This window comes from Tolypothrix bouteillei VB521301 (assembly GCF_000760695.4).
In the GTDB taxonomy this organism is placed as follows: domain Bacteria; phylum Cyanobacteriota; class Cyanobacteriia; order Cyanobacteriales; family Nostocaceae; genus Scytonema; species Scytonema bouteillei_A.
On the sequence record NZ_JHEG04000001.1, the window covers coordinates 5,449,812 to 5,475,546 of the forward strand.

General features: G+C 41.5%; 21 protein-coding genes. 11 read left to right on the top strand and 10 right to left on the bottom strand.

All coding sequences use genetic code 11. From position 1 onward, the window contains the following. Window positions 1–27: 27 nt before the first annotated feature. The 4 genes from HC643_RS21950 to HC643_RS21965 all read left to right on the top strand — a co-directional run bounded on the left by HC643_RS21950 (window position 28) and on the right by HC643_RS21965 (window position 4,754). On the top strand, window positions 28–606 hold the full coding sequence (locus HC643_RS21950; RefSeq protein ID WP_038088780.1) for a Uma2 family endonuclease: 579 nt from the start codon (window positions 28–30) through the stop codon (window positions 604–606). 103 nt (window positions 607–709) lie between these two features. After that, window positions 710–1,552: a Uma2 family endonuclease gene (locus tag HC643_RS21955; protein ID WP_038088782.1), complete on the top strand. Its 843-nt coding sequence runs from the start codon at window positions 710–712 to the stop codon at window positions 1,550–1,552. A 48-nt stretch (window positions 1,553–1,600) separates the two neighbouring features. Beyond that, window positions 1,601–2,428, top strand: a complete 828-nt coding sequence (locus HC643_RS21960; protein ID WP_038088784.1) for a class I SAM-dependent methyltransferase — start codon at window positions 1,601–1,603, stop codon at window positions 2,426–2,428. A 409-nt stretch (window positions 2,429–2,837) separates the two neighbouring features. Further along, a complete protein-coding gene (locus HC643_RS21965) occupies window positions 2,838–4,754 on the top strand; it encodes a transketolase C-terminal domain-containing protein (protein WP_038088787.1) in 1,917 nt (638 codons plus the stop codon). A gap of 97 nt (window positions 4,755–4,851) precedes the next feature. On the opposite strand, the gene HC643_RS21970 is transcribed toward HC643_RS21965, so the two are convergent. After that, window positions 4,852–5,115, bottom strand: a complete 264-nt coding sequence (locus HC643_RS21970) for a UPF0175 family protein (RefSeq protein ID WP_038088790.1) — start codon at window positions 5,113–5,115, stop codon at window positions 4,852–4,854. A gap of 704 nt (window positions 5,116–5,819) precedes the next feature. After that, a complete protein-coding gene (locus tag HC643_RS21975) occupies window positions 5,820–6,737 on the bottom strand; it encodes a transposase family protein (protein WP_038093450.1) in 918 nt (305 codons plus the stop codon). A gap of 116 nt (window positions 6,738–6,853) precedes the next feature. Between HC643_RS21975 and HC643_RS21980 the strand changes: the two genes are divergently transcribed. Next, the gene (locus HC643_RS21980) at window positions 6,854–7,279 is read left to right on the top strand and encodes an MAPEG family protein (RefSeq protein WP_038081744.1); all 426 of its coding nucleotides are present in this window, start codon (window positions 6,854–6,856) and stop codon (window positions 7,277–7,279) included. Window positions 7,280–7,306: 27 nt separating this feature from the next. Here HC643_RS21980 and HC643_RS21985 read toward each other — a convergent pair whose 3' ends face one another. The 3 genes from HC643_RS21985 to HC643_RS21995 all read right to left on the bottom strand — a co-directional run bounded on the left by HC643_RS21985 (window position 7,307) and on the right by HC643_RS21995 (window position 10,339). Then, window positions 7,307–7,738 carry an archease gene (locus HC643_RS21985; RefSeq protein ID WP_038081746.1) on the bottom strand — a complete coding sequence of 144 codons (432 nt, stop codon included), beginning with the start codon at window positions 7,736–7,738 and terminating at the stop codon, window positions 7,307–7,309. Window positions 7,739–7,878: 140 nt separating this feature from the next. Beyond that, entirely contained in the window at window positions 7,879–8,763 is an 885-nt protein-coding gene (locus tag HC643_RS21990; protein ID WP_038081748.1) for a CobW family GTP-binding protein, read from the bottom strand. Between the two features lie 115 nt (window positions 8,764–8,878). Beyond that, a complete protein-coding gene (locus HC643_RS21995; protein WP_038081749.1) occupies window positions 8,879–10,339 on the bottom strand; it encodes an RtcB family protein in 1,461 nt (486 codons plus the stop codon). Between the two features lie 373 nt (window positions 10,340–10,712). Here HC643_RS21995 and HC643_RS22000 point away from each other — a divergent pair, with 373 nt between their 5' ends. From HC643_RS22000 to HC643_RS22015, 4 genes are all read left to right on the top strand, one after another. Beyond that, window positions 10,713–11,720, top strand: a complete 1,008-nt coding sequence (locus HC643_RS22000) for a hypothetical protein (RefSeq protein ID WP_038081751.1) — start codon at window positions 10,713–10,715, stop codon at window positions 11,718–11,720. Between the two features lie 135 nt (window positions 11,721–11,855). Continuing rightward, window positions 11,856–12,092, top strand: coding sequence for a hypothetical protein (locus HC643_RS22005; RefSeq protein ID WP_038081752.1), 237 nt, complete (start codon window positions 11,856–11,858; stop codon window positions 12,090–12,092). A gap of 45 nt (window positions 12,093–12,137) precedes the next feature. Continuing rightward, window positions 12,138–13,730, top strand: a complete 1,593-nt coding sequence (locus tag HC643_RS22010; protein WP_038081753.1) for a polyamine aminopropyltransferase — start codon at window positions 12,138–12,140, stop codon at window positions 13,728–13,730. Window positions 13,731–13,813: 83 nt separating this feature from the next. Then, on the top strand, window positions 13,814–14,404 hold the full coding sequence (locus HC643_RS22015) for a DUF4178 domain-containing protein (protein ID WP_050045296.1): 591 nt from the start codon (window positions 13,814–13,816) through the stop codon (window positions 14,402–14,404). Between the two features lie 616 nt (window positions 14,405–15,020). On the opposite strand, the gene HC643_RS42165 is transcribed toward HC643_RS22015, so the two are convergent. From HC643_RS42165 to HC643_RS22025, 3 genes are all read right to left on the bottom strand, one after another. Next, a complete protein-coding gene (locus tag HC643_RS42165; RefSeq protein WP_272899754.1) occupies window positions 15,021–15,155 on the bottom strand; it encodes a hypothetical protein in 135 nt (44 codons plus the stop codon). 59 nt (window positions 15,156–15,214) lie between these two features. Then, window positions 15,215–16,234, bottom strand: a complete 1,020-nt coding sequence (locus tag HC643_RS22020; protein ID WP_038093120.1) for an NADP-dependent oxidoreductase — start codon at window positions 16,232–16,234, stop codon at window positions 15,215–15,217. A gap of 389 nt (window positions 16,235–16,623) precedes the next feature. Then, window positions 16,624–18,867 carry an NHLP family bacteriocin export ABC transporter peptidase/permease/ATPase subunit gene (locus HC643_RS22025; protein ID WP_082051609.1) on the bottom strand — a complete coding sequence of 748 codons (2,244 nt, stop codon included), beginning with the start codon at window positions 18,865–18,867 and terminating at the stop codon, window positions 16,624–16,626. Window positions 18,868–19,804: 937 nt separating this feature from the next. On the opposite strand from HC643_RS22025, the gene HC643_RS22030 reads away from it, so the two are divergent. After that, a complete protein-coding gene (locus HC643_RS22030) occupies window positions 19,805–20,017 on the top strand; it encodes a hypothetical protein (RefSeq protein WP_038093123.1) in 213 nt (70 codons plus the stop codon). A 687-nt stretch (window positions 20,018–20,704) separates the two neighbouring features. Next, window positions 20,705–21,007: a hypothetical protein gene (locus HC643_RS22035; RefSeq protein ID WP_038093125.1), complete on the top strand. Its 303-nt coding sequence runs from the start codon at window positions 20,705–20,707 to the stop codon at window positions 21,005–21,007. A gap of 109 nt (window positions 21,008–21,116) precedes the next feature. Here the strand turns inward: HC643_RS22035 and HC643_RS22040 are convergent, their stop codons facing one another. Both HC643_RS22040 and HC643_RS22045 read right to left on the bottom strand, forming a co-directional pair. Further along, window positions 21,117–22,724 (bottom strand): NHLP bacteriocin system secretion protein, encoded by a 1,608-nt coding sequence (locus HC643_RS22040; protein ID WP_038093128.1) that lies wholly within the window; start codon window positions 22,722–22,724, stop codon window positions 21,117–21,119. A 178-nt stretch (window positions 22,725–22,902) separates the two neighbouring features. Beyond that, the gene (locus HC643_RS22045) at window positions 22,903–25,635 is read right to left on the bottom strand and encodes an NHLP bacteriocin export ABC transporter permease/ATPase subunit (RefSeq protein WP_038093131.1); all 2,733 of its coding nucleotides are present in this window, start codon (window positions 25,633–25,635) and stop codon (window positions 22,903–22,905) included. Between the last annotated feature and the right edge of the window lie 100 nt (window positions 25,636–25,735).

Here is a 25,735-nt window from a genome sequence, read left to right on the forward strand (position 1 = left end):
CGATCGCTTGATTCACAGGTAGCCCATATGGTACAAGTACCAACGCAAAAACTAACCTTGGAAGAGTTTTTGAAACTGCCAGAAACAAAACCTGCAAGTGAGTACATTGATGGTGAAATTCTTCAAAAACCTATGCCCCAAGGCAAGCACAGCAAGTTACAAAGTAAACTAGTCACTACCATTAATAACATAGTAGAGGAGCAGAAAATTGCGCTTGCCTTACCAGAATTAAGATGTACCTTTGGTGGGCGAGCGATCGTTCCAGATGTAGTGGTATTTGCTTGGGAAAGAATTCCCCTTGATGAAAATGGGGATATTGCTAATGTATTCGCAGCTGCACCAGACTGGGTGATTGAGATTCTCTCACCAGAGCAAAGCCAAACTAAAGTGACTGGAAAGATATTACACTGCTTAAAATATGGCAGCAAATTAGGTTGGCTGGTCGATCCTGTTGAAAAGTCAGTGCTAGTTTATCCCCCAGGACAGCAACCGGAACTCTTAGAGCAACCAGAGGATGTTTTACCTGTTCCAGATTTAATGAAAGATGTCCACTTAACAGTGGGAAATCTGTTCGGATGGTTGAAATTAGACAAAGCTATTGCATAGTAGCTTGCAACTGTTTTACAGTTTCCGCTTTATCTTGGAGGAAGTACCTTCTAAGTTCGATGGTTGAATCCTTAAAATATAATGCAGGATATACATTAAGAATATGAGTGAAATATTTACTGAAATTGATATACCACCTCAGTTTCCCGATCATACTCAATTACCGGAGTCGGATGGTACGTTTGTGAAAAATTTCCAAGAACATCCTCAATGTCTGATTTTGACTGACTCCATAGCTCCTGTTCTGCAACAACTGCACCCAGATGGACAGTACTGCATTGGTCAAGACTGTGGTATATATTGGCGAGAGACTGAACCACCCGAAAAAGGAGCAGAAGCACCAGATTGGTTTTACGTACCCGGTGTACCGCCAATGCTTGATGGCATAATTCGTCGTTCCTACGTTTTATGGAGAGAATACATCCCCCCACTTATTGCGATAGAACTAGCGAGTGGCAATGGCGATGAGGAACGAGATACAACTCCTCTACTCCTCGCTCGTCAAGAAGGTACAAAGCCGGGTAAATTCTGGGTATATCAACAAATTATCAGAATTCCTTACTACGCTATTTATGAAATCAATAATGCCAAGCTGGAGGTTTATCACTTGGTAGATTTTTCATACCAAAAGCTGCAACCTAACGAGCAAGGAAGATACTTAATTCAACCTTTGGGGGTGGAACTGGGGTTATGGCGGGGAGTTTACCTGAATAATCCAGAGCAATTCTGGTTGCGCTGGTGGGAGACAAATGGTAACCTGTTGCTAATTGGTAATGAAGCTGCTGAGCAAGAAAGGCAGAGGACTGAGCAAGAAAGACAGAGGGCTGAGCAAGAAAGACAGAGGGCTGAGCAAGAAAGACAAAGATCTCTTGCTGCAGAGCGAAGAGCAGCACAACTTGCAGAACGGTTACGAGCAATGGGTATTGACCCAGATGAGGTAGGGTAAATTTAAAATTTAGCTGAAAATTTACAGGCAATTTGGAGAATTTTGCCAATGCTTGATAATACACAGTTAAATAAATACAAGCAGCAATTGGTTGCTGACTTCAATTCTCGAACTGATTATGACCGAGGTAGGTTCTATGCTCCTGTTGCCGATCGCTTGATTGAATTTGCCCGAGTTCAATCGGGACAAACTGTCTTGGATGTAGCCACGGGAACTGGTTTAGTTGCACTGGCTGCTGCTAAAAAAGTAGGTATTGAAGGGAAAGTCATTGGTGTGGATATTTCCACTGGAATGCTAGAGCAAGCAAGACAAAAGCAAATTAATTTGGGTTTACAAAATGTAGAATTTCTGGAAGCAGATGTAGAAATTGTAGAATTTAGCGATCGCTGTTTTGATGTTATATTTTGTTCTTTAGCAATTTGTTATTTAACTGACATTTCTGCTGCTTTAGAAAAATGGCACAGTTGGCTTAAACTCAATGGAACTTTAGCATTGAATGTTTGGGCTGAAAAAGCTTTTCCCCCATCAGTTTTGTTTAGAGAAGTCGCCAAAAGATATGGTATAAAAATTGCCAACCCTAACGAACCTCTTGGAACGCTAAAAAAGTGCTATTATTTCCTACATAAAGCGGGATTTCAAAATATTGAAGTGATACAAGAGCAGTTTGGTTGGTACTTCACCCCTGACTCTAACGCGGCTGAAGAATTATGGCAAATTAATTCCAAGAATGTTTTTGGCTATCAAGTTTTTGAACTTTCAGCAGATGAGTTAAATCGGTGCAAGGCGGAATATATTGCGGAAGTTCAGGCATTACCGACGACAGAACAAGGTACTTGGTGTGATGCTTCTATCTTTTTTGTCACAGCTATTCCCTAGAGCACAAGATTGAGGTACAATAGCATTCGCTCTACACAAGTTACAGGCAATTGCTGTGTTGAAGAACACAAATTTAAATTTTTTTTGCCATAGCTCTTGCCTATAATACAAATAAGCATTTATACTTATTTATAAATCGTTGCCATTCCATAGAAAAAGCTTTGCAGTGCTTAATGCTATTTAAAGCAGTCTTAAGATTGCTAACAATGGCTGAAGTTCTGTTGCAAAATATCAATGTGAGGAGCGAATTCCGAGAGTGTATTCGCGGTACACTCAAATAGGTTTCTTTGAGAGCAATCGCGAATAAAATTTTACCAAAATCCATCATAAACGTACTGTTCTCTTTCGCGGCGAACTGCGATCGATAACGGTTGCTTGTGTGAGTCACTAAAATTCAGGAATATTAACCATGACTACTGCTGTAGCTGCTAGCTTTCCCGTTAATCTTAGCGCGTACAAAAAAATAGCACTAGACCCAAGCAATCCTACCCTGACTGGCGAGCAACGAGAAACACTCAAAGCTAACATTCAGCTTTGTCGCGATGCAATTGTTTTCTTCACTGCTACAGGTGCTGCTAGAGGTGTAGGCGGACACACAGGTGGTGCTTACGATACAGTACCAGAAGTAGTCATTCTTGATGCCTTCTTCCGAGGCGCACCTGATAAATTTGTCCCTATCTTCTTTGATGAAGCAGGACACCGCGTTGCTACCCAATATCTGATGGCGGTTTTGCACGGCGAGTTGGATGCGGAAAGCCTCGTTCATTATCGCGAAGCTCATTCAAAATTGCCCGGACACCCCGAACTTGGCTTAACACCTGGTGTTAAATTTAGTTCCGGACGTTTGGGACACGTTTGGCCTTACATTAATGGTGTGGCATTAGCTAATCCCAACAAAGTTGTCGTCTGCTTGGGTTCAGATGGTTCGCAGCAGGAAGGCAATGATGCAGAAGCAGCACGTTTGGCAGTAGCTCAAAATCTGAACGTCAAACTCATTATTGATGATAATGATGTCACCATTGCCGGACATCCTTCAGATTATCTACCTGGTTTTAGCGTTGCTAAAACACTTGAAGGTCACGGCTTGAGTGTCAATGAGGGTGATGGGGAAGACTTAGACGATCTGTACCGCCGCCTTTGTGCAGCAGTAACACAGTCGGGACCTGTTGCTTTAGTCAACAAGCGGAAGATGGCAGTGGGAATTGAAGGTATCGAAGGCTCAACCCACGGTCATGATGTGATTCCTGTAGATAAAGCGATCGCGTACTTAGAAAAGCGTGGATTAACTGAAGCAGTCAACTACCTCAAGAGCATACCCAAGCCCAAGCAAAGCTACACATTCCTTGGAGTCAGCGACAAATGGGGTTCCAACCGGAACGTATTTGGTGAAGCAGTCGTTTCCGTTCTCAGCCGCTTGAGTGAAACTGAACGTAAGGAAAAGGTATTGTGTATCGATAGCGACCTTGAAGGTTCCTGCGGCTTGAAGAAGATTCACGATACATACCCAGAAATCTTCGTCAGTTCTGGAATTATGGAAAGAGGAAACTTCTCCGCCGCCGCCGGATTTGGGATGGCAAAAGGAAAGCAAGGTATCTTCGGTACCTTCAGCGCCTTTTTAGAAATGTGTATTTCCGAAATCACAATGGCGCGGTTGAACTATTCCAATGTTTTGTGTCACTTCTCCCACTCCGGAATCGATGACATGGCAGATAATACCTGTCACTTCGGCTTAAACAATATGTTTGCCGATAATGGATTGGATGATGGTTACGAAACACGACTTTACTTCCCTGCAGATGCTGCTCAAATGACGGCGTGTGTTAATGCAGTCTTTTTCGATCCGGGTTTGCGGTTTATCTTCTCCACCCGTTCCAAAGTTCCCCACATTCTTGATGCTAATGGCAAAGAGTTGTTTGGCGAAGGTTACACCTTTGTTCCTGGCAAAGATGAAGTTGTACGGGAAGGAACTGCAGGTTATATCGTCAGCTATGGCGATGGATTGTATCGCTCTCTTGATGCAGTGGAACGTCTCAAGCAGCAAGGAATTGATGTTGGTTTAATCAACAAACCCACACTCAATGTTGTAGATGAAGAAACCCTGGCAAAAATCGGTGCAGCACCTTTTGTACTGGTTGTAGAATCCATGAGCCGTCGCAACGGGTTGGGTATCCGCTTTGGAACTTGGTTGCTTGAGCGTGGATTTACACCCAAGTTCGCTCACCTCGGAACTCATCATGAGGGTTGCGGTGGTCTTTGGGAACAGTTCCCCCATCAAGGAATTGACCCCGATGGCATTATCAGTAAGGTCAAGTCATTGATAGGCTAAGTTTATACTTTTCACTTATGAAAAGTACTAATTTCTTTTGTGGGACGGGTATCTTGCCCGTCCCTTATTATACTATTTTGGCTTGAGAAAGCTGTGCTTAGACTGAACGTGACGCGAGTTTTACTTTTATCTCAAGATCTTGAGCTAAATCTGCTTCATTGTAATGACGTTCAATTTTGTTTTGGCCCAAAAGTTTCTGAAATTCCCATACAGACAAGTTAGCTAACTGACGTGCTTGACTGAAGGTAAAGATATTCTGTACGTACAGTTGTAAAGCTAATTCCTGGCGAATAGCTTGTTCGCCTTGATTTAACGAACTAGGTGATATTTGCAAGTTTATTGGTTGAATAAATTGACTCATTGATAATCAAACCTAAATAAATTTCAAAGCTTATACCATTTCTGTATAAAGATGCATCTAATTAGTCCTTGCCCAGCGTTTTTATAGTCCCACATTTCCAATGTGAGGGAATTTCAAGCGCAACCTCATATAGAATTGGTATCACACATTATTATAAGATTCTTATTTGGTTTTTGAAATACACATAGAGTAGGCATTGACCGCCATATAAGACTTTTGACTGGCAATGCTTAACGCCACGCCATACAATTGCAGGGGAAGCTGCTCGCGAGGGTTACTTCCCATACAGTCGTGAAAATTTTTTACAAATCATCTATAGTTCCTATAATACCAATTCTCCTTTTATATTTTCAATGGCAGTCAACGAGGGATTGCTCGTTTAGGTCTGTTGCGATCGCATATCGTGTTCGCTATGAGTTTCGTTGATAGCTTTAAAAAGAAGCTTTAAGAAACTTCTCATAGATTGATCCGTCCAAGTGTACCCGTTCGAGGTCTACAAGCATGGAAATGTCTAGTTTACATTATCTTTTACCTCACAAACAACTAGACATCTCCAAAAACTGCCCAAGTATCTCTATGACTAACTTATAGGGTGCGATCTCCAGTTTCGCAAGCCAGCTAGTTTATACGATAGAATAAGGTTTTGAGATATTTGTTGTTAATAATCAAACCAAAAAACGTAGTTAGGTGCATTCATTTTTAAATCAGGCGATCGCATATATTTCTGTTGGTAATACGAGGGCCCCAATTCGGAATCTTACTAGTCCACAAATTGTCAAAATTACTTGCTCATACTTTTTAGGATTTAACCGAAATCTTTCTTGGACAACTCGGAATATTTTTACCGAACGAATTCTGTGTTCAACAAATATTCTTTTGGAGGAAAACTCCTGGTTTTCTTTTTTCTGAGAAATAGTTAACTTTCCATTTCTCGGTGTTTTAATAGGTGTGTCAATTAAATCTTCTCCTTGATATCCTAAATCTCCCTTAAATTTTTGTTTTTGGTCAAAGTTATCACGATTTTCTCGAAACAAAGTTATATCACTTTTCGGTCCAGGTTCGCCAGCTACAACATCAACGATATCCCTTGCATCTGGCAAAATAATCATCTGACTTTTAAATGTATGTTTACTTGCCTTGCCAGAGTAATATTTTTCTTGCTCCTTATTGTCTTTAGGTCTTTCCCTCACTTGTTCATAGCTGTCTACAATTAATTCGTAATCTGTGAGAATTTCTTGAACTACCATCAAATCAGATTCGTTTTTTTTTACTTGTTCAATTAAACTGGATGGCAACAATTCCCTAAGTATTGGCAACCAATAATTAAATGTATCATTTGCTGTAGACTCACTCACTCCAAACTGGATGCCCAAAAGTTGAAAGGTTGTCAGATGCCTGAGATAGACCAAGGTTAAAATTATTTCTTCTTTCATGGATAGTTTGGGTTTACGACCTCCACCACTAGCAATAATTCTCACTTTTGTAGATTCTAATAACTCTTGTTTTTCGTGGTGTAATCTTTCGGCATTTTGAATTAATTGTTGTAACTGTTCGTACTCTAGACCAATTAACCGCTTTGTTTCTTTAGGATTCTCTTCAATATGGTTCAGTATATTGCTCATATTTCTGTGTCAGAAAAGCTCTCTAATGTTCTTATATCACAGAATATAACTATTTTGGAGATGTCTACTTGACTCGACAACAAGTTCAAAAATCTAATTCAGTTTGATTTGTAAAAATGACGCAAGATGCAATTTTCAGTCCATTCTTTGCAACAGTGTTTCTGACACTCTTCGTCTGGGTGTATATGTACATCCGTCGTATCAATTTTATCACCAGTAACAAGCTCAGTCAGAAGGAGCTTGCTACACCTAACACACTGGCGCAAATCTCCCCACCAAATGTATCCAATCCATCGGATAACTTAAAGAACCTGTTCGAGATTCCGGTACTTTTTTATGCGCTTGTCCTATACCTCTTCGTTACAAAGCAGGTGGATACAGTGTATGTGAACGCCGCGTGGATCTTCGTTGTGTTTCGCGTATTGCATAGTATTGTCCATTGCACATTCAATCTCATTATTCTTCGGTTCTACCTTTACCTATTTGCCACACTCGCGGTGTGGTTCATCGCAATCCGCGCCGCTCTCATGCACTTCACATAGAGTAGATAGACAGTTCTTTACGTCTCATTAAATATCCAAAATGACCATAGCAGTCCAGCCATCATTGGTTTTTTCCAATTGAAACCGATGTAATGTGACTGCTTTAACATCCACTCGCTGTTCGTGGCGATCGCGATCTAGTGTTTCTCCTTGAGTGACTGCAGTTAACTGATATTTATCATCTTTCTCTTCAAAGTCAATTTGCTGCGCTCGCAACAGCAGTAGCTCGCTATCTTTGTAGTAAACAAATTCTTGAAGAAAATTAAATAGTAAAAGGTCTAATGCGTCATCTTCTAAATGAAAGGTTCTTGTTTCCTTACGTTCTATGGAATCTAAATCTTCAATCATAGTATTGATTGTTGCATCACCGGCTGCTTTAAATACCTCCTGTAAATCTTTTCCCCAAGCACGAAAGGCAATATCAGCCGTAGCAATATCCTCAAGAAATTCATAAGGCATAGGATAAATATATCTCCAGTTCAAGTGTATTTTCAGTCTCCGTTAATTCGCAAGACATCATCCTTTAACTGTTGTCAAGGCTTTCTGGTACTCTTCTTCTGTTGTTATTGTTTTATTTAAATTGTAATGAAACATAACATTTACTGCTCGCATTTTTTCAAAAGTTCGATAATTTCTAATTTTTGTTCTTTTACCTGTTTGCCAATAAAAACTAACTCCGTTGCTTCTTGTTCAAAGCGTTCTAAATCCCATCTCCCAGCTACAAAATTAAATAAATAAATCCCGTCTGAAAACCGGACAAATCCTTTAGCTCTGTAAACATTTGGTTCCAAACTATTGACAAATTCCTCAAAACACGGACGATTGATAGTAGCAGAAGTGTTGTAACTAAACGATTCAAATTCCGGTTGATGAACGTGATGTGGGGGCGGTTGTACGCGCTCTCGACCGATACCAAAAAGCAGATCTAAATCTACCTTTCCCCGATGGCTACGTAAAATCGAGGCAATTTCATTGATGGAGTGTAACTTGTCCTCTACAACCTCTAACTCTTTTTCTGAAATCAAATCAATCTTGTTAAGAAGAATAATATCTGCTGCTTCTATTTGGATTCGGGTTGTGTGACCAACAGAAGGATATTTCACCAATGAATCGGCATCAATAACAGTAACAACCCCATCCAATCGCACTTTTGGTAAACTTTCTTGAATATCAAAAACCAGTGCATCTGGTTCTGCAACTCCTGTTGTTTCCACTATAAGATGTTCGGGGTCAACAGAAGCGATGATTTCATCAACGGCTGCTTCAAACTCACCAAGCAAGGAACAACATACGCAACCGCCACCCAAATCTGCTATTTGAACATTTTTGCCTTGAATGATTTTGGCATCAATCGCTATTTCTCCAAACTCATTCATGAGAATCGCAATTTTTTTAGGCACTGTTTCAAGAATATGACGCAACAGAGTTGTTTTGCCACTTCCAAGAGGTCCCGTGATAACCGTAAGCGGTGTGCGGATTTGCATATTATTTTGTGCGCTCAAATTTTTGAGTGACAATAGCTACTTTATGATTTAAATACAACAGTTGCAAACAAAGCTATGCGTCTATCTTAAGAATGAAGCCGGATTTTCATATCAATTATCCTTTAATATTCCCAATGGGAGTTAAACGTACTACCCGTTTGCTAATCCCAGCTAATTCAGCAGCTTCAATCACATCATCAATATCTTTATAAGCCGCACCTGCTTCTTCAGCTAACCCTGAGTAAGAGGTACTTCTCACATAAATACCCCGCTTTTGCATATCTTTTTGTAGTTGTTCTCCACGATAAATTTTTCTGGCTTTTGCCCGACTCATCGTGCGTCCGCTGCCATGAGCGGTACTGAAGAAAGTTTGGTCGCCAGTGGGTACTCCTACTAATAAATAAGAGCCAGTTTCCATACTGCCACCAATAATCACTGGCTGACCGATATCTTTATATTTTTCAGGAACATCTTGCATCTGCGGACCAAAAGCACGAGTGGCTCCCTTACGATGCACGAGGAGCGATCGCTCTTTTCCATCAACTATATGGCTTTCTAATTTAGCAGTATTGTGGGCAACATCATAAACCACGTGCATACCCATTTCTTCTGGCGAGTTCCCAAGAACTTCCGAAAATACCTCTCGAATGCGGTGCAGGATAACTTGACGGTTGGCAAAAGACATATTAATACCGCATTTCATTGCTGAAAAATAAGCCTGACCTTCAGGAGAATGAAAAGGCGCACAGGCTAATTCTCTGTCTAAAATTTTGATACCGTACTTGCTCTCCATGACTTTAAGAAAGACTTGCAGGTAGTCAGTAGCAACTTGATGACCGAATCCGCGACTGCCACAATGGAACATGACTACCACTTGATTGGGAATGGTAATTCCCATACGTGCAGCTAGCTCCTTATCGAAAATATTTTCCGGTCGAACCACTTGAATTTCTAAATAATGGTTACCAGAACCTAAAGTGCCAATTTGATTAAAACCTCGGTCAATTGCTTTGTCACTGATTTTGGAAGAGTCAGCGCCTTTCATACACCCTTGCTCTTCCATAAGTTCCAAGTCTTCTTCCCATCCGTAACCATTGCGAACGCACCACCGTGCGCCTTGCTCGACAACTTCACGAAATTCACTGCGTGAGAGTTTGACAAAGCCAGTACTTCCCACTCCTGCAGGAACTTTTTGATAAAGCTTATCTACTAGCTTTTTGATATCGTATTTTACTTCATCGTAGGTCAGGTTTGTAACCATCAAGCGCATCCCGCAATTGATATCAAAACCGATACCACCAGGAGAAATCACACCCCCTTCCTCTACATCCATCGCCGCTACGCCACCAATGGGAAAACCATAGCCAAAGTGTCCGTCAGGCATACATAAAGCATATTTACTTACCCCAGGAAGTGTTGCTACATTAGTGACCTGGTCGTAAACGGCTTCATCTAATTCCCGAATTAACTTCTCTGTTGCATATATTCGAGCAGGAACCCGCATCCCTTCTTTGTAGGACACGGGTATTTCCCACACTGTATCAGAAATCTTGTTTAAAAACTCTTTGATAGTCATTTTTACCGTATGTTTTTTTTGTAAAAATATCCATATACGATAAAAGCCTTTGTTTGTTACAACTTCTTCCTAAAGAAACGTTTTGCTGTTTCAGTTCTAAAGAGGGAAAGACTAACAAATACTTAACAAAACCTTTTCTGGAATCAGTTTGTAGGATAGTGATTTTACTTAAGTCGTTTCAATTAACTCGCTTAACAGAAAGGTTATGTGCAAAGTTAATGGCAAGGTAGACAGCAGAATTAAAATAATTCTCAATCTTATAGCCGTAGATGTATTGCAATTTATTGAAAATCAGTATAGCTCTCCTTGTCAAATATTCGAGTGAGGTTAATATATCAATCATACAGTTGTAAAAGTTACTCCAAAAACACTTATGCCAGTGACTGTTGATACTCAACGTACAGGGCGTTTTGTCCATTGGTGGCCTTACGTTGCTCTTGGTGCTTCTGCACTCGTATTTTTATCGTTAATAACCGCTCCATTTTTTAAGCAAACCCTTGTTCGTAAAGATGTACAAGTTAAACAAGAGGAGCCTTTCAAAATCAAATCACTCCAATTGGCACCTCAGCTAATAGGTGCATTGCGCGTTGATGTCAATGCGATCGTACCCGATAATCGTTGGGTGACCTACGAAATTCAGCTTTTGGACAAACAAGGCAAGGTTTTGGCGTCCGGAATTAAAGAAGCTTGGAAGGAATCAGGTTTTTGGTCTGAAGACGGAGAAACGGGGACGTGGTCTGAAGAAGACTTGACAGCTGGTTTAGATGTTCGGGCAAAGAAAAACGAAGAAGTCACTCTTGCCTTAGCAGTGTTGGGCTATGGAGAAACCAGTGGAAAAGAACTAGCTGAAGCTGTTCCTTTTACAATGACTGTCGAAAATGGAGTCATTGATACACGCCATCTTTGGCCTGGTTTAATTTGGTCTACTTTTTTCTCTGTCATGGCATTATTTGCCACACGCCGCATTGGTAAAAAAGCAATTACCGCAAAAATTCTCGACAGCGATCCAAATGGTCGCGAAACAGTTGGTGGAGCTAATCGTCTCGTGCGCGTTAATGTAGATATCCAATCTGATGAAACATCTCCCCCAGAACTAGAAGTCAACCTGTCTATTAATGATGCCTATGGCGAACAAGTTTATGCAGGCTCTTTTCCCGTAAAACTCTCCTTTACAAAAGAGAAAGGGAAAATTACAAAGGTGACAGGAAAGTTACAGAAATTTTTTATACTGAACGAGCGTGCTTCTTACGGTTTTCATGTAGAAGTTTTTCCCGATGAACCAGTCGATCGGACATCACTGATTGTTCGAGATGGTGCTCGTACCTTAAAACCAGTAGAGGTGATACACATCAGCGCTAACACGGCGACCAGCGACAAGTAAAAAAATTACCATTTCATGAGATTGAACTGGTACTAAAAAACTGACTGTTGTAAAGAATTCGCTGATTATCCGAACTTGGTATGGATAGTTGAGCACTCTAAATCTAAAGTTCAAAATCCAAAATCCTAGAGGCTTATGTTTGCAAAAATTTTTACCGGAATAGCAGTCTTACTTGCTCTCATTTCCATACTTGATAGCTACAGTCAAAAGTCAGCTTTTGTGCTGAGAGAAGAAAAACAAGAAAACTATTCTCCCCGATATGAAACTCAATTATCGGGTTCCTACGACAATCGGGGAGTTTGGATATATACCTCTACAACCCGAAGTTACTACAGTGACTTTCAAGGTGGAGGTCCTGGTAGTGGAAAGTAAAAATATTTCCACACTTAAGGCTGAACAATCAATGGTTAACAATAAATGGAACAAGAAATAGGAACATCTCTAGATTCACTAGATGCGGAAAATACTGAACATAATGGCAATTTCTTAAGCAGCAAGCAGCGCAAACTCTTGCTAGCAGCAGCAGCAATCTCTTCTGCATGCGGATTAGCTGTAGAACTTTTACTTGGAACCCTTGCAAGTTACTTAGTTGGGAACCAAGCCCTGTCCTACGGTATTGCGGTGGGGGGCTTTTTAGCAGCAATGGGTGCTGGTTCTTACTTGAGCAGATTTGTTGCAGCAAAAACAAAAGGGCGCTTTCTTCAAAATCAGTTACTACTTGCTTTTGTACAGGTGGAGTTGGCGATCGCACCACTCACAGCCCTGTTACCTTTAGGATTATTTGCCCTATTTGTGCTTGATGGTTCCATTTGGTTGGGATTAGTTCTCGTCACTCTTTTGCTGGGATTGCTAGCAGGTTTAGAAGTCCCACTCTTAACACGACTTGTAGAATCATCAGAAGGAGTTAGAGAAGCCCTAGCAGGAGTTTTAGCACTGGACTATCTAGGCGCACTTATTGGTTCACTCCTGTTTCCAGTACTCCTGTTACCCTGGTTGGGCATGTTTCCCACAGCTTTCATATTGGGTGCATTTCCCGCTTTTATGGTCTTCGCGATTGGAAAATCTTTTCCCCAACTGCGACGCTGGGCTTATTTAGGGTTAATGGTAGGCGTGCTGCTCTGTACCTTGGCACCAATTTCTCTACCTATTAGCAATAATCTAGAGAATAACTTATATAAAGCACCTGTTATTCAGCGTATTCAAACACCCTATCAACGTATTGTCCTGACAAGACAAGGGCAAGACGTGCGGCTGTTCCTGAATGGCGATCTACAATTTTCTACAATAGATGAATATCGCTATCACGAAGCACTCGTGCATCCAGCAATGAGTGCAACTCCTAACAGAAAACGAGTCCTCGTGTTGGGAGCTGGAGATGGTATGGCGGTGCGGGAAGTGTTGAAGTGGCGAGAGGTTGAGAAAGTCGTACTGATTGAACTCGACCCAGCAGTTGTTAAGTTAGCTACTCGTCATCCGCAACTCGTGCAAGTTAACAATAAAGCTTTAACAGACCCCCGCGTTGAAGTCATCAACGCTGATGCTTTTACCACAGCCCCAGGTCTGAAAGAAACCTTTGATGTTATTATCGCGGACTTTCCCGATCCAGATCAAGAAATCCTTGCCAAACTGTACTCAGATGGTTTTTACCGACGTTTGATGGGACGACTTGCAGACAGTGGGGTGTTAGTGACCCAAGCATCCAGTCCATTTTTTGCCCCCAAAGTGCTGAGTTGTATTACTGAAACTATTGCCCACACTGGGCTAAAAGTACATCCTTACGTAGTCGATGTTCCCAGTTTTGGTCCGTGGGGTTTTGTAATGGCTTCGCGGGCTGCTATTGAATCAGATAAACTTGAGCTTCCCGTATCAACACGCTTTCTGACTCCAAATATTCTGCATCATTTATTTGAATTACCTAAAGATGTGCTACTAGGAAATACTAAGGTGAACCGCTTATCCGATCCCGTAATTGTTCGTTACCAATTGGATTCTCGCTGGGTTTCATATTAATAATGGCTAATAGCTAATGGCTAATGGCTAATAGTGCAATTAGCCATTAGCCATTAGCTATTAGCAATTTCAAGAGGTTTGTTATGACATTCATTTGGCTGGGAATTTTTGTTGTTGGAACTGCTGCTGTTGTTTTGTTCGTACTTCAACAGCAAGGAAAAATTTTAATTGGTAGCAATCGCAAGGAACTACCATCGCTACACCGCACGGTATTTAATTTACAAATTGGCGATATCGTGCAACATATGGGTATTGACTGGGTTGTTGAAGGTCACCTAATTTACACTGTTGGTGAATTTACTTGGTCTGAATATATGTTGCAGGATGGCGATCGCATTCATTGGTTGTCTGTGGAGGAAGACGATCGCGTGGAGGTTGCCTTGTTAGAACCTACAAATCAATTAGATATTAGCGACGAACCGCCAAAGCAGTTAAACTTTGCGGGCGAAACTTTTCGATGTGTTGACTCCGGTACAGCTAGAATGACTCGCAAAGGTACAATTAGAAAACCTGTAGCTTCCCGTTGTCAATATTTTGACTATCAAGGTTCAAATAACAAAGTGCTTTCAGTAGAAATTTGGGATGGAGAGGTGGAAGTGACTGTTGGAGAACTTATTAATCCTAGGTCGTTGTTGATACTACCAGGTGATGGAAAGAGAGTTTATAATGAGTAAATCGCTTTTGCCTATTTTTTAGTTGCTACAATTGAAATAGGCATTCATGTATTTACTCATTCATTGGCAGGCGGATAAAAAACTCACTGCCTTGACCTAATTGAGATTGTACCTCCAGGCTACCATGATGTTTATCGACCAGCCATGACTCTGCAAGAACGGTAAACTGTTTTGACTCTCAAAATCATTAATTTGCCTTGCTCGGCTCTAGAGTTGAGAAGAGTTTGCGTTGCTAAACTCAAAATCTTGATAGCGCTTCAAATCACCAATAACCACATCTTAATTCTCAAATTTTATGAGTATCAATAAACTCAAAAATCACCAAGCCTTTTTAAAGATTGATGGCGCTTTCAGGAGAAAGAAACTAGCTTCACCTCTCCTAAGTGTTTTAAAAGTTGAACGGCAGCCTCTTCCAAGTTGCTCTGTTTGTGAAGCTTAGAAATGCGATCGCAAACTATATTGGTGTGGAAGAAGGGTAAGGAGACATATATAACTTTTAGAGAAATAAGTATTTTTATTTACTAATTCCTTGAATCTGCAATTTAAGAAAACTCTTGCGATCGCTCTTTCGCCTGAGAACTCATAAAGCGATCTGCAAATAACACAAGGGAACTATTCATTGCGGTTCTTCCCGACCAATACCAAGGAAGAGTAATTTACTTTTCAAGTCTTGCGGTTCAGTTCCACAGTAATAATACCTTTTATAAGGTTGCAGCATTGTACGGGTATTAAAAGCGATCGCATCTATCATTGCTGATTCTAATTGTCAGTCTCTTGCCTGTCTTCGGGCAACTTGTTTGTAAAGCAGACTTATCGTGTTGGATCGTCACTGACTTTAACAATCAGCTTGCCGAAGTTTTTCCCTTGTAGTAAACCTATAAAGGCATGCGGGGCTCGATCCAATCTCTCTACAACATCTTCCTTATACTTGAGTTTACCTTCTCGCAACCACTCAGAAACATCTTTGACGAATTCTGCCTGACGATGCTGGTAATCTCCAACAAGAAAACCCTGAATGAGAGCGCGTTTAACCAACAGTGGCATTAAATTAGGACCGGGAGGGGCATTTTCTGCATTATATTGCGAGATTAAACCAACCAATGGTATTCTTGCCCCAAGATTAATCTGCTGCAACACGGCTTCTAAAATTGGACCTGCCGTATTGTCAAAGTAAACATCAATTCCGTCAGGACAAGCAGCTTTTAGGTCCGAACTCAGGTCTTGAGTTTTACGGTTAATACAAGCATCAAACCCTAATTCTTTCACCACGTAATCGCATTTGCTATCGCTCCCTGCAACTCCCACCACCCGACAGCCTTTGATTTTAGCAATTTGACCTGCTACAGAACCGACCGCACCAGAAGCAGCAGAAACAACAACCGTTTCGCCTGCCTTAGGTTGACCAATATCAAGCAAAGCAAAATACGCAGTCATACCGGGCATTCCCGTTACGCCCAACGCATAGGAGATAGGAGCTTGCTTGGGGTCAAGCTTACGCAACGTTTCGCCTTTTGATATGCCATAAGTTTGCCAACCATCATAACCGAGTACAAAATCTCCGGTTGAGAATTGGGGATGGTTAGATTTTATGACTTGGCTAACTGTACCACCTACCATCACAGACCCTAACTCCACCGGAGCAGCATAAGACTCGCGATCGCTCATGCGACCGCGCATATAGGGGTCGAGGGACAGGTAGATCGTGCGGTTGAGGATTTCGCCTTCCCCTGGTTCTGGGATTGGAGTTTCAACAAAGACAAAATCGCGCTCTTTTGGTTCTCCAACCGGACGGCTTTTAAGTAAGATTTGTTGATTAATCGGATCAGTCATAGCTTACACACATCAAATATAGTAGATGCTACGCTCTGTTGGGATAGCTTAATAATAGCTAATAGCTAATAGCTAATGGCTAATAGCTAATGGCTAATGGAAGACTGGTGAGTCCAGAGAAAGCACGCGGTGAGACCAGTGCTGTAGGCGGGTTTCCCACACCCTGGCAACTGGCGTATAGCCAGCCCTGGCGGGCATAGCCCAAAGGCATCGCGGAGCGTGTGCCTTACACATAGCATCTGTGCTCCTGAGATACAAGGGAGGGCTAATGGCTCATAGTCAAAACACAATTAGCAATTAGCAATTAGCAATTAGCAATTAGCAATTAGCAATTTAAAGAGAGAGTTAGTCAATTAAGCGCAGACTCGTATTCAGAACTCAAAAAATTATTAACTTTCCGTGCGGAGTAAGGTAGTATATTTACCCCCTGAGAGCCACAACTCCTCATGCGTACCCCTCTGCACCACTTTCCCTTGCTCCAGTACAATAATTTCATCACAATCGCGAATCGTACTGAGTCGGTGAGCAATAATAATACAAGAGCAACCGCGTCGCCGCAAATTCCTATCAATAATCAATTCTGTTTGAGCATCCAACGCAGAAGTCGCTTCATCCATAACTAATACTGAGGGATTCCTGACTAAAGCACGGGCAATTTCTAATCGTTGGCGCTGTCCGCCACTCATGTTCATTCCCCCTTCAATCAACTTGGCATCATATCCCCCAGGCATAGAAACAATCAAATTATGAATGTCGGCGTCAGAGCAAGCCTGCACTAAGTCGGTTTGTGGTACTGTCGAATCCCATAAAGTAACATTTTCCCGAACTGTCCCAGCAAATAGAAAAATATCCTGTTCTACCATTGCCAAAAAGTTTGCCAAAACAGTGCGAGGAATCTGAGTTCTGGGTACACCATCAAAGCAAATTTCCCCTTGCCAAGGTTTGTATAAACCGCAAACTAGTTTCGCAATTGTAGACTTACCAGAACCACTCCCTCCTACTATTGCTACTCGTTGTCCCGGCTTGAGACACAGGTTAAAGTTCTCAATTAAGGGATTTTCCACTCGGCTGTAGCCAAAAGTGATATTTCGTAACTCAACGTAGCCCTGTAGTTGGACGGGAATTGAGAATTGGGTATGGGGCATAGGGTATGGAGCATTGGCTATTTTCTCAAGCTCCATGCTCCTCTGTGCTTCTGCATCCACAGAATTCTGTAATACGTCATCTAAACGGTTGAAGTCAGCTTCTAAATCTTGCAGCGTACTACCGAAATTGACTAGACTGCCGATCGGTTCTAAGAAACTGGCTGTTAAACTCTGATACGCAACCAGCATCCCAATACTAAGGCTACCATTCATTACCCGAAAACTGCCGATAATTAAAATAGCAGTTGTAGTGAGTGCTGTTAAAAGGGTGGGTAATATTGTGAGAATTTGAGTTTGTAAAGCTAGCTCCTGCTGGGCGTTGAGCGCTTTGGCATAATACCCAGCGAATTTAGCAAATGAATCAGACTCAAGCCCGTTCGCTTTGATTGTTTCTATAGTTTGAATGCCTGCGATCGCCACTCCATTGACCTTACCAGATTCGATCGCCAGCTTCATATTGGCATCAACACGAGTCTGCGATAGAAACTGGAGGGCAAAAAAGTTGAGCGCGGCAAAACTAATAGCGATCGCACTCAGTACAAGGTCGTATTGAACCATAATTAAAAAGTAAAAGACCATCATCACTGTGTCGATAACGGTGGTTGCAAGGCGACCTGAGAGTATCTCTGCTACTTTATCGTTAAGTAACATCCGACTGCTGATTTCACCTGCAAAGCGTTGGGCATAAAATCCAATTGGCAACCGGAGAATATGCCAAAGAAACTGCCCTGACATCGTAACTGACAACTTCAGCATCAGCAAGCGCAGGTAGGTAAGCCGCAGTCTGGCAACTAGTGCTCGCAGTACACTAGTTATAGCCATTCCTAATACCAACGGTCGTATCCACTCTTGCCGATCGGTAATGAGAATTTCATCAACAAATATTTGAGTAAAACCGGGCACTGCTAACCGAGCAATTGTCAGTAATAGTCCTGCAAAAAAGCAGAACAAAATGGTATTGCGTGAGTGTTGCAAACGCGAGGCTAAAGCAGTAAAAATGTTACTTTTTTGACCACTAGTTTGAAATTCCGGTCCTGGTTCCATCACCAAGACGACGCCTGTATAAGCACGATTAAACTCTTCTAGGGAAACTGTCCGGCGTCCTGTAGCGGGATCGTTGAGGTAGACGCGGTTTTTGCCGAACCCCTCCACCACTAAAAAATGGTTGAAATTCCAAAAGACAATGTAGGGAGGACTCAAAGTGTTGAGGTTTTCCAACAACCTCTTCAAACCTTTGGCGTTTAAGCCATAGTTCCGGGCTGCTTTAACGATATTAAAAGCGCTGCTCCCATCTCGGGAAACACCGCACTCGCGCCGCAGTTCTGCTAACGGGACAATGCGCGAGTAATAGCCGAGAATAATTCCGAGGGCAGCAGCGCCGCATTCGGTTGCTTCAATTTGCAGCAGTGTGGGGGTTCTGACACGAGTCGTGTGTGCTGGCTGTAGAATACTTCTAATAAAAGTAAGTGGCTTAACCTTAAAAAACATTAAATCTACCTTAACAAGTCAAAGATTGCGAGGAGCAGCACTGGTATTCAGAATGCAAAAACCATATAGAGTTCTTGCTTCTTGTAACAAAATATGCTTTTTAAGTATTAGATAAACAAATATATCTAACTATTTATATACCTCTAATGATGCAGAGATGAAAATAGATACCGAAAAAAACATCAAAAATTCCCAAATATCGGAATGACGTGGAGTATTTTGATATGTTACTTCTCATTGATTTAAGTCTTTCTCAAACAAAGATACGTGAGTATCTTAATACTCTTTCCACAAAATAGTTATCACAGAGTGAGGAGTGATAAAACTATAGATTTTCATATTTCTCCCCTTTCTAAGGAGAGGCTAAGAGGAGACTAAGGGGGCAAATCTAACCTATGTGTACAAGCAGTAGCTAAAAGGGGCGAAATACTCTTAACGCCATCTTTTTTACGGAGATTTGGAGGGAGTTAAAGTTATAAATACCTCAGTCACCACTGTTAAAATACCCTCTTAGCTACGTATACGTACAATATTTAATTATTTTTCTTACAAGCTTATAAGGAAAATTTTAAATATAAGATAAACAAATATACTATACTACAGACATACGTCTAATTGCATAGAAGCAGTAAAAAGACTAAAAAATTAATCAAACTTTTCAAAAAAAAAGAAAATACTTAAAGTAATTTTAGTATCTTAACTTCTCTTATCAATCTTATTCTATGTGAAATAAAAATACGAGAATATCTCAAAACCCTTGCTAAAAGCCAATTACGAGAGATGAAGAATTGGTAAATTGCTTGATAATTTTTTTTTATATGGATGATTGCTAGCTTATTTGCAACATCGAACACGTGTATCTAAAGATATATATACAAAAATTTGTAAACCTTTTATAAAAATAAGTGTAATCACTCAATAGAAAGAGAAAAGCGAAATGATTAATAATGAAGCTGTAACCAAAGTTACTCAAGAAGTAAAGGAATGGGAAGGAGAACTGGATGATGCTGATTTAGCAGCTATATCTGGTGGTGGACCTGTAGGACAACTCGTTGGGGGCGTAGTACAAGTTGTCGGTGGTACAGTAGGGGTTGTAGGGGGAGCAGTAGCGGCTGCAGGCGGGTATATTGCTGAAAATCTTCCTCTGTAGAGGTATTGCTAGGCAATGTAGGTTTTCAAGTTACAGGTTTCTGCGAACAGGTGAATAAACTTGTGCTTTAATTGCACTCACAATATCACTGAATTTTGGTGAATTTTTGTACCATCTCTGGTACTTTAGGCACTCCGATACTTAACTCTCTTCAATCGATTTGGAAAGAGGAAAACGCTATAACCTCTTTTGAATAATAGACATAATCAAGCTTTAAGCGCTTTTATCCCCTTCATTATTATTTGACTCTCTTTGTTGTGAAAGTTCATAGTGGTAATAGTGGTAGATTATACTCCAACAAAAGAGATAAAAGAGAACTAAAAATACTTAGCTAAGTATCAAGGAATGCAATAAGTATTCACGCATTGCTTAATTTACCATAGCTTTTTGTGCAGCTAGCAAGTTGTACTCCTCCTGTTTTGCACCATTGCCGTACTGCAAAAATAAAAGCTCGGAAATCTGATTATTTGCTGGGGTGGGCAGCGCCCACCTTACCCCTCTACTTGAAGGCGCAAGATGTCAGCCTCCGACTAGCCGTGAAAATCGCCGCTAGTAATATATGAAAGACGCACATTTTTTTCATTTTCTGAAAGCCTTGCTATATAAGGGTTATAAAATGTGCATCTTAGGAGATACTGTGAGCATCGCTTCAAACAGTGAAAACACGAAAAATTAGGGTAGTGAAAAATGGAAGCACATCAAACAAACGTACCTAAAACAGCAGTCAACATCTCAGTATCCAAAGAACAAAAATTAAACAATACAAATTTTGGGGATTGGGAATTGTCAGACGAACTAGACGATGCTGATTTAGAAGCAATTCGTGGAGGGTTTTTGTTGAACGGACCTTTATTTAGTATTGGAGAGATTAATATACTGAGTGGAATTGGAAGCCAGAATGGAGGTTATAATACAACCTCTAATACCCAAACTGCGTATACTTCAGTCAACAATACAAATACTAATAATACAAATACAATCGGGAACTAAATAAGGTCAATTTTAGGTATAAGAAGGAACTGTTGCACGATCGCCTGCACTTGATATGACTAAAGTATCTGTGTGGATGGTTATACGTGCAATAGCCTTAACCACCAAATTAATAAATACCAGTCAAAGAGCGGAATAGAGGAATAACGTAGGAGATAGGTGCTACTTCTCCTATTTTGACCCGGACCTCCGCAGTCGTACCGGATGAAATTTGTAATTCTGGACCTTTGGAAGAAGACCATTTGTAACCACTGATAGTGGAAGGATCTTTTTCCAGTTGGATCTGAACTTGCACGCGAGCTGCGTTACTATTGGCAAGGCTACGAGCTAAGTCTTCGTTACCAACTTGCGCTATAATATCCTGGGTCGTCACGGGAAAGGGAGAAACGTTCGTTACTACTCCAATAATTCCACCAAAGCGATCGCGCTTGACAACGCTGGGTGTTACTTGTACTGTCATGCCTGGTTTTATCTGTTTACCATCCTTATCAGCAAAGTAAACAAGACTTGACAGTTTTGTGTTAGGGTCTTCAACTTCAATCGTTGCAATCCGGGTACCGGAGCTAACAACTTGACCGGGGAGTGTACCAACTGACAAGACGCGACCATCAAATTTGCTAACAATTTGGCTCGACTGATTTAATTGCAGTTTTAACGAGGAAATTTTGCGTCGTACTTCCTGAATTTGATTTAATTTGTTGACTGACTTTTCCAAATCTTGTTGAATGAGTTTGGTTTTTTGAGCTTCAATATCTTTAATTTTAGTTTTAATGTCGTCAAGTTTATTCAGATTTTGCAGGTAATCCCGGTTTGCATTAGTTTTTTGAACTTGAATTTCTTGAATATTATTTTTGATATCATCAATTCTGCTCAGGTTTTGTAGGTATTCCCGTTCGCTCGACGTTTTTTGAACATCAAGGTCTTTAAGTTGTGTTTGAATATCGTCAAGTTGCGTCTGTTGGTTCAACAAGTCCTGCTGGGCTTGAAGCACTACATCCTGGCTAATAACTTTTTCCTGAAATAAACTCCGACGAGCTTCAACTCGTTGTTGTAAAGTTTGCAATAATGAGCTAATTTTTTGCTTTCTCTCTAAAAGACTTTTACGTTTTTCTGCTATTGCGGTAAGAGTTTGGTTGTACAGTGTGGGTACGACTTGTTGTCTTAACAGGCTTTGCTCCAAGCTTTGTCGTTTTTGCTCTAACGCTTTTAAAGTTTCAGAGTGTAGCGTTGGTGCTACTGATTCTCGACGCAGGCTTTCTTCAAGGTCTTTTTGCTGCTGCTCCAATGTTCTTTGTGACAAGGCGATCTGTTGTTTTTGCAGTCTCTCAGTGTCCCGGTTTTGCTCTTGCAACTGGATAAATTTCGCGTTTTCTTGCTGTAGTTGTTGCTTAATATTAGATTGATCTACGATCGCGAGTATTTGATTCTGCCTAACGACATCTCCTGGCTTGATGTTCAAGGCTAACAATTGACCGCCACCAAGTGACTGAATTTGTACCACATGACGGGGTCGGATCAACACGCCAGAACCCGTAACTGTGAGTGGAATTCGCCCAACTATACTCCAAGTACCAGCAACGAAGACCAAAAAGCCCATAGAAACTAAGGGTAGCCAAGCTTGGCGGCTTGTTAAGAGCATCAGTTTGTCAAGTTGCTCTGGAGAGTTTAAGCGTAAGAGCGCTTCTTCACGGAAGAGTTTTTTCGCGTTATTGGGCATCTTGTATATTTTTCTTTTGAATTTACTCTACACTCAGACAGAATGCCGTGCCAGACATATACTGTTGCGTTTCCAGGCTTGACACTTATATCATATTATACTTTAAAATTGCTCGTTTTTGAACAAAAAAGTTTCGCCCAGTCCCCACCTAAAAATATTATGAGTTTGTCTCTTTTTATTAATTTGATTCCATTTGTCGGGCTACTAGTTGAGCAAATAACCCCTCAGTATTAACCAGTTTCTCAAATGTACCTACTTGCACCACGCGACCCGCTTCGATGGCATAAATTCGGTCAGCATTGCGAATTGTGCTCAGTCGATGAGCAATAACTATCCGAGTCGCATTCAACTTTTCTAAACTCTGAGAAACGATCGCTTGGGTACGGTTATCCAAAGAACTGGTAGCCTCATCCATCAAGATAATTTTTGGCTGATTCACAAGCGCTCTTGCAATTAACAATCTCTGGCGTTGTCCCCCTGAAAGATTAGTACCGCCTTCACTGACAATTGTATGCAATCCCATAGGCATTTGTGCGATATCATCAGCCAAACCTGCCATTTGCGCCGCTTCTTGAGCTTGAGCTTGGGAAATTAATCCTCCGGCAGCGATATTCTGAAAAATTGAACCCGTGCCAATGCGACCATTCTGTAGCACTACTCCCAATTGCCTCCGCACCGCTTCAAGATTGAGTTCTGCTAAGTCAAAGCGATCGTAGAACACCGTTCCCGATTGTGGAGTTTCAAACCCCAACAACAACCTCAATATGGTTGATTTCCCACTGCCGGAAGGTCCCACTATCGCTACAAATTCCCCAGGTTCTGCATGGAGACTCACCCGGTCGAGAATCGGCAACCCATCGTCACGGTAGCGAAAGGTAACGTTGTCTAAAGCTACGCGACCCATCAAGTCGCCTGGGTTTGCCTTGGTAGGATCGTACTCCGGCTGTGCTTGCAAAATTGGTTTTGCCCTCTCCCACAAAGGCACAATTGCCAAAATATCAGTCAGTGTGTTGCTCAGGCTAGTTACACCTCCAATAAAAATCCCCAACGCAGCATTAAAAGCCAAAAACTTACCAGCAGTCAGCCCGTCGCCTGTTGTCTGAGCCATCTGTATCGATGAAATCGCAAACCAATATAACAGCGCTGAAGTCACAAGCGGTAGAACCTCGTTAAACACAGAAACCCGATCTACAATTCGTTGGAAACTAGCCTTGAGCATCATTTGCTGGCTGTACTGCTCCGCCCAAGCAGCAAATGCGCGATCTTCCGCCATCGCCACCCGCAGCTTAGCTACCCCGTTAATGAGTTGTACTGTCAGTCCATTAATCTCGCCAATCAGTTGTTGCTGGCGGCGCAATTTGCGTATTAATACCAAGCTAGCAACAGTAGTGACAACAGTTGTTAGAAGGGCTATACCTACACCCACTAGAGCGAGTTGCCAACTGTAAACAAACATCAGTACCAAGTTTAGTAGAGCAAACAGTGCGCTTAAAAGAGTGCGTTGCGTTCCTCCTGACAATTTCTGACGAATTTGGTTCACCGATAAAACGCGGTTTACCAAGTCACCAGAGGAATAGTTGCGAAAAAATGCCGGACTTAATCTCAGCAGTCGATCCCAAATTGCAGGCTGCAATGCGCTATCAGCAGCGTTTTCGATTCGCAGCGAAATTATGCCTTGGGACATAGCAAATACTGTTCTTCCCATAAGAAGTGCAAACAACGCTAGCCCTATTTGCCCTAACAAGCCGCGATCGCTATCTGGAATGGCATTATCGAGCAACAGCGCTGTTGCCTGTGGCACAACCATTCCTAGCGCCGAGGCAACAACCCCAGTTGCCAAAACTAAAATTATGTCTTTTTGATAACCCTTGACGCCAAACTGAAACAATTGTATTGCATTGTTGACGACGTTGGGTAATGGTCGGTAAAATTGGTGAGCCTGTGTTGCAAGTGTTGCCGCTACTCTTTGATTTACAACAGTGCGAGTCTGCGTTGTGGGGTCAAACAAAATATAACGGTTGCCCGCTGGTAACAAAGCTACTGGAAGGTTTTCTTCTTGGGTGTAAGCTAATAACGGACCATGCTCGTGAAGCCACCAGTTATCCTCAAGCACTACGCAACGGGTGCGAATTTGGGAGGAGCGTGCTAGAGCTTCTATCGGCTCTTGAACTCGACTGAGATCCTCTGACTGCGTCGGCGGACTAATCGTTATACCCATTGCTCGTGCAACTGCTCCCGCTGCTACCAGCAACGGCGTTCCTGGCTGATGAAAAAATGCAGTTTCTTGCTGCGGTTGCACTACAGCAGCTAACTTAGAAAGTGCAGAGCTAACTACCTGATGATTGAGTTGCTCTCGTTCCATAAAAGAGCGGCTCGCTGCTTCTGTTTCCTTTATTAACAAATTCAAAGAATGGAAGAAATCAGTATGTAAATCAGCTAGAATATTTGGCAGTTTGGTTGCTAATTCTTGCTCGGTCAATAATTTGTAGCGCTCTTTATTTGTCGTTCTATTGGCGTTAGTGAATATGCGATCGAGATGATTTACCCAATTTTCTACCAAGGCTATTGTACTAGCTTTTCCTAAAGCTATTTGTGCTGCTAAATCCGTTATTGTAATTTGAAATAATTCTGTTGGCTCAATTGCTACCGCTAAAAAGGATTTTGGATTATCGATTGCTGCACCAAACAACGCTTCACCAGATCTTGTATTGAACAGATAGCGATGATGTTTGGCAAAATCTTGCCCTACCTCTACGCGCAAAGCGGCTTGTCTCGCTCGCTCGCTTAAATCATCCTCATCTCTGACTTCTGTTACAAACAATGACATGGCACCAGATTTAATAATCCATACCTTTTCTGGGTCATTCAGCAGTAATGATTCATTTCCTTGGAGGCGATACAAGACTTCCATATTACGCAATACACAACAGTCAATGCCAACGATTTTAATGAATCGCTACTGCCTTTGGGAGTGTGGCAGTTTGTAAACGCTTAGCGATCGTTTGTTTTTT